We start from the raw sequence: 6,944 nt of genomic DNA on the forward strand, positions 1-6,944 counted from the left end.
CGAGCCACGCGAGCGCGGGTTGGTCAACTGCTGAAGGCGCCGGGAAACCGGGCCCGGCTATCAAGTAAGTGCAAGAAGTCAAACTCAATGGAACAGGTTGTCAGGCCAGATAGTTCAGTGATCGGCTTCCACGGCGCCGGACCGGTGCGACGCACTTTCGTTGTCGTGGCGGCGATCACTCGCGGTGTTCCGCACGAGCAACTAAAACCCACCTCCCTTGTCTAGGGAGTGTCAAGGGTCAACCGAAACAACCGTCAAGCATCAACCGGCGTAATACACATTGTCACACCGCAGTGCGTACGGCTTGAGTGATTACGTGCTGTGGCAACAAGGTTCAGGCTGAGGTTGGTCGTGGTAGTTCTCGGTGGGTAGTTCAGCTAGATCCCGACGGCGCGTTCGAGGTCCTTGAGCGAGGTTTCGAGATCGTTGAGCAGCCGCTGCAGGTGGGGTACCGCGCGGCGGCATCCGACCAGGCCGAAGTCGAGGCTGTCGCCGCTGCCGACCAAAGTGATGTTGAGCGCCTGCCCGTTGGCGGCGATAGACATCGGATAGGTTCCCTGCAGGCGGGCACCGTTGGCGTACAGGGGACGCCGCACGCCGGGCACGTTGGAGATGCAGAGGTTGAACGGCGGCGGAGTCGAGGACATTCCCAGCGCCCCACCGAGCACGACCGGTGAGAGCAACAACATCCCTAACGCCATCGCTTGCGCCCTGGGCAACTGGGCCAAGACCTCCTTATTCTTTCGCATCGACGCGCTGATGGTCTCTAGCCGTCGAGCCGGGTCATGGATGTCGGTGGCCAAGTTGGCCAAGACTGCCGCAACCACGTTGCCGCCGGCCGAGTCTGCTGCGGTGCGCAGACTGACCGGAACCATTGCGACCAAGGGCTTTTGCGGCAGCGCGTTGTTGTCGGCGAGGTAGGCGCGGAGGGCGCCGGCGCACATCGCCAGGACGACGTCGTTGACGGTGACACCGGCGGCGTTCTTGACGTTCTTGATGCGCTCGAGCGACCACGATTGTGCGGCGCAGCGGCGCGCACCACTGATGCGGCCATTGAGCACGGTGCTTGGCGCCTCGAACGGCAGGGTCAGCTGCTGTTGGAGCAACGCAGCGCGCGCCAGGCCGAACATCGACGGGCCAAGTCGCGGAATCGATTTCATTGCGCTGGCGAGCGCGCGTAGCCGCGCAGTGGGTGGGCTGTCGTCAGCGCCATTGGTCAACGCCCAAGGCGGCCGGATTTGTGGGTCGAGTGGATCTACACTGAGCGAACCCTGAAGGAGATCGATCGTAGATATTCCGTCGACGAGGCCGTGATGAATCTTGGTGTACACGGCGAAGCGTCCGTCCTTAAGCCCTTCGATAACATGGGTTTCCCACAATGGGCGGTGCCGGTCGAGCATGCTCGAGTGCAGTCGCGAAACCAATTCGAGCAGTTCCCGGACGCGTCCGGGACCAGGCAGCGCTGAGCGGCGAACGTGATAGTCGACGTCGACGTCTGTCGCCGAAGACCATCCGGCCGTCAGTCCCCCAGGCAGGATCGCCGGATGCTTGGTGAACAGTGGTTGGATGTCTTCAGATGCGCGAATTCCCTTGTAATACTCACGGGCGAATTCTGGACCGGCGCCCGACGGCGGCTCGAATAACTGCAAGCCGGCGACATGCATCGGATGTCTTGGAGACTCAGCGAGGAACATCATCGACTCGATCGGCGACATCAGCTTCATCAGTTTTTCCTTCGTTCGGCCGCCGGACCCGATGAGGCTGGGGACCGTGCGGTGTCGTGGCGTTCAACCGTTGCTCATGAAGCTAAAGTCCAAGGGCTAGAACGGCTCGTTTTGGCATGCCAAGGTCAGCGGCCGCAATTGTGAGCCCACCACAAGGACGATGTATCGGCTACGGCTAGCGCGATGACTCGGGCGCCGCATGGCGGTCCTTGGCGTCGCCAGCCCATGAGGGTCACGCCCCATTCGGGTTGGGTCTGCGCGACACATTGTTCGCATGTGCGTCCCGACGAAAATGGCCGAGTTCGACGGTCCACGGTTAACAGCCTTCGAACCATCACTTGAGACGGGAGGAAGGCCCGTGCGAGTCGGAATCACAGCTGGAGCGGTCGGTGGTAACTCGCCTGAGGGGTACGGCAAACTGGTCGATGCCCCTCCGCCGCAACATGAGTCGGGAGATTGGCGCCGCGCTCGCCGTCCACCGCGACGGTGCGCATTTCCGGTTATTGGTAGTTGCCACCTAACGGTCGAGCATTGCGGCCCGAACCCGCCCCGCCCCTGCCAAGCGCGCGAGATGGCCGATGAGTACCGGCGCAACCGTGCCGACCCCAATGAGGGCGCGGACACCGGCCGAAGCGACGGTGGCCTCCGGCCGGTCACGTTCTATCGCGTGAACGACCGCTCGCGCGACGTCGTGTGGTGAACTGGTTGTGAAGCCCCGCGGTAAGGCGACACCAGTGTCAGACAGCATTCCCGCGTCGCGGACCGGACCGGGGAAGATCGTGGAGACCCCGACGCCTGAGCCGTGCAGCTCCTGCCGCAAGGCGAGTCCGAGCCCGCGCAATCCCCATTTGGTGGCCGTGTAAACCGTGCCGTTGCCGGGCGTGGCGATGAGTCCGGCTCCTGAGGAGATGAAGACGATATGGCCCTTCCCGCGCTCCTTCATCGGTGCCATGGCTGCGCGCGCCAGCGCGGCCGGCGCCAAGAGGTTGATCCGTATCGCGTGCTCGATCTCGGCATCGCTCAGCATGCCCAGGTCCTCCGGGATTCCGACGCCGGCGTTGGCGACGAGCACATCGACCGGATCGATTTTGGCCATCAGTTCCCGCACCTGCTCGAGGTCGGCCAGCTCTGCGGTGACACCGCGGGCGGCCGGACCGAGCTCGCTGACCAGGCGTTGAAGCTCGGGTTCTCGCCGGCCCGTGACCGTCACGACACAGCCCCGTCCGGCTAGCTCGTGCGCGATCGAGCGACCGATACCTCCGGTGGCACCGGTTACCAGCGCAGTTCGACCTTCCAGCCGCATCTCAGGTCTCCATCATTTGCTCAGTTCCGCTAGCTGGGTGGCGAGCCACCTGGCCAGCGGCGGGGCGATTCGGGAGAGCACATACAGCAGGTGAGCCTCGGCCGCGATCGGTGCAACGGCGAGGTTGCGGTCGACAGCCCGGAGGATGTTGTGCGCGACGCTCGGCCGAGTACCCGCGCTTGTCGTAGGTCGACGCCAGGCGGTTGCGGCGTGCCGCGACGTCACCGCTACCCCGGATGGGGCTGGTCTGCGCGATCCCGGTGTTGATGATGCCCGGGCACACCGCCGTAACGCCGATGCCATACGGCTTCAGTTCCATTCGCAGCGCCTCGGACAACCCGAAGACCGCGAACTTTGTTGCGCTGTAAGCGCTTAACTGTGGGTTGGCTAGCAGCCCGGCCGCCGAAGAAAGATTGACGACGTGACCACCGCGGGCGGACTGGATCATGTTGGGCAGGAAAGCGTGGCAGCCGTGCACCACACCCATCAGATTGATGCCTACCAGCCACTCCCAATCCTTGCGGCTGGTGTCGAGGAAGCCGCCGACCAGTCCCACCCCGGCGTTGTTGACCAGGAGATCGACCTGGTCGAACCGGGCGAGAGCGGCTTCGGCGAACCATGTCATGGACTCGGGGTCGGACACATCTACCTGCGAAGCCAGCACCTCGGCGCCGGCCTCTCGGACCGCCGCGGCGGTATCGACGACGGCGGCTTCATTGATGTCGCACATTGCCAAGCGGGCACCGCGCCGCGCGCACAACAGCGCCATCTTCCGCCCGATGCCGCCGCCTGCCCCGGTGATCACCACGACGCGGTCTGTGAGGTTGGTTGTTTTGAGCACGCGGTGACGCTAGGTGCGCTACGACTGCGCCGGCTCGTTTCGTCTGGCCAACATTGCCGATGTCGATTGTGACGCCGTCACAACGGAGTATGTTGAGCTGGCATGGAGCTCAGGTTCGAACCACTGCGTGAGCCCGGCGCCCAACGAGTATGGGAAGAGCTGCTGCGACCGATTGCTGCCGAATTGCGTTCGTTTGCAGGAGAACTCGCCGAGCGGACTGTCGCACGCATGCAAGCGGAGACGCCACAGTTGTTTCCCGACCCGCAGTCGGTCAAGGAGAACGTGGTCAGCACCGAGGCAGGTATCCGCCAACTCGCCGACCTCATCGACATCGGCGACGACCCCCGCGGCATTGAATTACCGGTGCCGACCCTGGCCATCGCTCGCGCCGGGGTGCGGCGTCAGATCCCGCTGGCCACCCTTAGCCGGTTTTACCGATTGGCCCAGGGGCTGGTGTGGCAGTGGATGTGGGATCGCATCACGGCGAAAGCGACCGGTCAGGAGGAACAGGCAACGGCGCTTCGCCTCACAACTAGTTGGCTGTTCGGTTACATCGACGCGGCGCTGAAGCGCGCTGAGGAGGCTTATGAGGCCGAGCGTGAAATCTGGCTGCGAAACACGGCCGCTGCACGCACCGACGCGATCGATGACATCCTGACGCAGCGGGAGCGTGATCAACAGCGGGCGTCCAAACGGCTGCGCTACGACGTCAATCGCCACCATGTGGCTGCCATCGCGTGGGTCGATTCGGTGCAGGAGGACCGCGACGCTCAGTCATCGTTGAGTGACGCGCTCGCCATCCTTGCTGCCGAGATGGGCAGTGAGACAACGCTTATTCATCCTGCCGGCTCGCTTGTGCTGTTCGGCTGGTTCAGCCGGCAAAGCGAATTTGCCGCACCGGGCGGCGTCAATGATGCGCGACGGCCGACGCTTCCTGATGGTGTTCGGGTCAGTATCGGGCAGCCCGGGCGCGGCCTGAAAGGCTTCCGCTGCAGTCATATCGAAGCATCACATGCCCGTCGGGCCGCTTCGCTGGCCGGGACGCGCGCCGGCACGCTGACACGCTATCGGGACGTTGCGGTCGCCGCGCTGGCCAGTAGCGACGCCGAACACGCTGCATCGTTTGTCCAGCGGGTACTCGGCCCGCTGGCCGCCGATGACGAAGGGACCTACCGCGTCGCCACGACCTTGTCGGTTTACCTCCAGGAGAACCGCAGCCGCGCCCGAACCGCGCAGCGACTCACCGTGCACCCCAACACCGTGAGCTACCGCGTCGATCAAGCCGAAACGATCCTCGGCCGCAGCATCGATACCGAAAGCCTTGACCTTGCGGTGGCACTGCTACTGCTGCCCATGCTGCCGGGACTCATCCGTGATCACCGCACCGCCGAAACGTGACCTAAACACTGGACTCTACGGCGCTGATAGTCGTCAAGCTTGCTTGACTGTTCCGTCCTGACCCTCACCGAGAGTGAACAGTGCTGTCCATTGAGCAGTGACCACCCGCGCCGTCATCGTGAAGTCGGCCGCCTGCTGACCCTCCAGCGCTGGGCCCTTGTCGCGGGTACCGTCAGTGTCGCCTAGCGCCACACCGGTGTTGGTGGCCACCACAACCAACTCCTAGGCGAGCACCCATGCGCGGCGCCTTGCACGCTTTCCAAACTCTGAGACTGCAGAGGGGTCCGCCTATAACCAGCGGCTCTGAAGCGGCGAGTTCTTGGCACCCGGCCGTTTCGCCCACCGCCACGCCCGCGCACTGTGACGCAAGCACAAAGGCGGCCACCAACCTTGGCGCCATGCCCCAAGGAAATCGCTGCGGGCGCCCATACCGTTTCACGCAGTTGGCCGACCGGCCGGAAGTAATCAGAAGCAAGGAGACCCCGATGCAAACGCTGCAACAGCTTGATGTCAACTACATGAGCGGCACGGATAACCCGTGGATCCCGTTCACGCCACTGACTGATCAGGTGTTCTTGAAATACTGGAAAATCGACCCGGTCCGCGGTGAGATCATCGTCTCCATGAAGTTTCCCGGCGGGCTCGAGCTACCGCCTCACTACCACACCGGCATCGTTGTCGGCCACACCGTCACCGGAGCGTGGCGGTATCAGGAAAACAGCTGGATCTCGCGGGCTGGCGACACCGTTTATGAGGTGGCCGGCTCCAGGCACACCCCGGAGAGCCTGGAGGACACCGAGGTGTTCTTCTTCATCGTCGGCGAGTTGCTCTTCATTGACGAGAACAACACGATTCTGTGGCAGGAAAACCACAAGACCTCCATCGAGCGCTACACCAACTACTGTGTCAGCCAAGGCATTCCGGCCCGCGATCTGACAAGTTGGGACGTCTAAACGCCCCGCCGAACGTTCGCAAGGGTCGACCGCGAAAGGGACACAGTCATCCACGCCGCGGGAGTGACGGAAACTCGTCGGGAGCCGGTCTGCCGCCTGCCTGCCCGACGAGTGATAGGGCCACCCGCATTCAGCAGGGCTTTGCAAGCCAGTTCTTCCGCGTCCGCTGCTCCGCAGGGTCCTGTGATCGTTGTGTCCGGCCACGGCCGGGGCGTTCACCCACTCGCGGTGGTGGCACCGCGCTCCCGTGCCGAAGCCCCAAACGACGGTCTGCCCGAACACCTCGCTGAGGAGTTCGCGAAGCGGCAATTGCCGGACCGTTTCGAGCTCGTATCGGCGATCCGGGTGCCGGCCACCGGAAGGTTGAACAAACTGGGCTGCGGCGAGGTCCGGGGCTAAAAGTGGGGCTGTTCAGCGTCGGTTGATGGTTGACGGATCTATTTCGGTTGATCCTTGACACTCTGGGTTACTAGTTAGGCCTGGTCGCGGGTGCGGAAGGCCCGTTTGTTTCTTACCTCGCCGCGGTGGGTGCGCGCGACGGTCTTGACCAGATCATCGCCGATGAAAAACCGCAGCAGCTGCCCATCAACGTGGACATCGCAGCGTGATCCGGCGTAGTGGGCCCCCACACACACCTGCTGCCAGGCCACACTGACCACCCCGTTGGTGGTCACCCGCCGGCTGACCCAGTCATCGCCGGTGCGATCTTCACCCAGCCCACCCGC

6 protein-coding genes and 1 pseudogene are annotated in these 6,944 nt (G+C 63.7%); 2 read left to right on the forward strand and 5 right to left on the reverse strand.

All coding sequences use genetic code 11. The features are described 5' to 3' along the window. Positions 1-377: 377 nt before the first annotated feature. The 3 genes from A9X01_RS19385 to A9X01_RS19395 form a co-directional block, all read right to left on the reverse strand. Positions 378-1,724 (reverse strand): WS/DGAT/MGAT family O-acyltransferase, encoded by a 1,347-nt coding sequence (locus A9X01_RS19385; protein ID WP_065122301.1) that lies wholly within the window; start codon positions 1,722-1,724, stop codon positions 378-380. A gap of 517 nt (positions 1,725-2,241) precedes the next feature. Then, a complete protein-coding gene (locus tag A9X01_RS19390) occupies positions 2,242-3,027 on the reverse strand; it encodes an SDR family NAD(P)-dependent oxidoreductase (protein WP_065122302.1) in 786 nt (261 codons plus the stop codon). 1 nt (position 3,028) lies between these two features. Next, the gene (locus tag A9X01_RS19395; RefSeq protein ID WP_253849215.1) at positions 3,029-3,868 is read right to left on the reverse strand and encodes an SDR family NAD(P)-dependent oxidoreductase; all 840 of its coding nucleotides are present in this window, start codon (positions 3,866-3,868) and stop codon (positions 3,029-3,031) included. Positions 3,869-3,970: 102 nt separating this feature from the next. Between A9X01_RS19395 and A9X01_RS19400 the strand changes: the two genes are divergently transcribed. Next, entirely contained in the window at positions 3,971-5,266 is a 1,296-nt protein-coding gene (locus tag A9X01_RS19400; RefSeq protein WP_065122303.1) for a PucR family transcriptional regulator, read from the forward strand. A 33-nt stretch (positions 5,267-5,299) separates the two neighbouring features. On the opposite strand, the gene A9X01_RS19405 is transcribed toward A9X01_RS19400, so the two are convergent. Continuing rightward, positions 5,300-5,479 carry a hypothetical protein gene (locus A9X01_RS19405; protein WP_065122304.1) on the reverse strand — a complete coding sequence of 60 codons (180 nt, stop codon included), beginning with the start codon at positions 5,477-5,479 and terminating at the stop codon, positions 5,300-5,302. Between the two features lie 272 nt (positions 5,480-5,751). On the opposite strand from A9X01_RS19405, the gene A9X01_RS19410 reads away from it, so the two are divergent. Further along, a complete protein-coding gene (locus A9X01_RS19410) occupies positions 5,752-6,219 on the forward strand; it encodes a 2,4'-dihydroxyacetophenone dioxygenase family protein (RefSeq protein WP_065122313.1) in 468 nt (155 codons plus the stop codon). A gap of 473 nt (positions 6,220-6,692) precedes the next feature. On the opposite strand, the pseudogene A9X01_RS19420 reads toward A9X01_RS19410, so the two are convergent. Next, a pseudogene (locus A9X01_RS19420) lies at positions 6,693-6,944 on the reverse strand (IS481 family transposase); the annotation flags it as partial.

The organism is Mycobacterium asiaticum (assembly GCF_001668675.1).
Taxonomy (GTDB): domain Bacteria; phylum Actinomycetota; class Actinomycetes; order Mycobacteriales; family Mycobacteriaceae; genus Mycobacterium; species Mycobacterium asiaticum_D.

Coding starts and splice junctions, on each gene's coding strand:
- A9X01_RS19390 (WP_065122302.1), bottom strand. CDS start 3,027: ATGCGGCTGGAAGGTCGAACTGCGCTGGTAACCGGTGCCACCGGAGGT.
- A9X01_RS19410 (WP_065122313.1), top strand. CDS start 5,752: ATGCAAACGCTGCAACAGCTTGATGTCAACTACATGAGCGGCACGGAT.
- A9X01_RS19385 (WP_065122301.1), bottom strand. CDS start 1,724: ATGAAGCTGATGTCGCCGATCGAGTCGATGATGTTCCTCGCTGAGTCT.
- A9X01_RS19400 (WP_065122303.1), top strand. CDS start 3,971: ATGGAGCTCAGGTTCGAACCACTGCGTGAGCCCGGCGCCCAACGAGTA.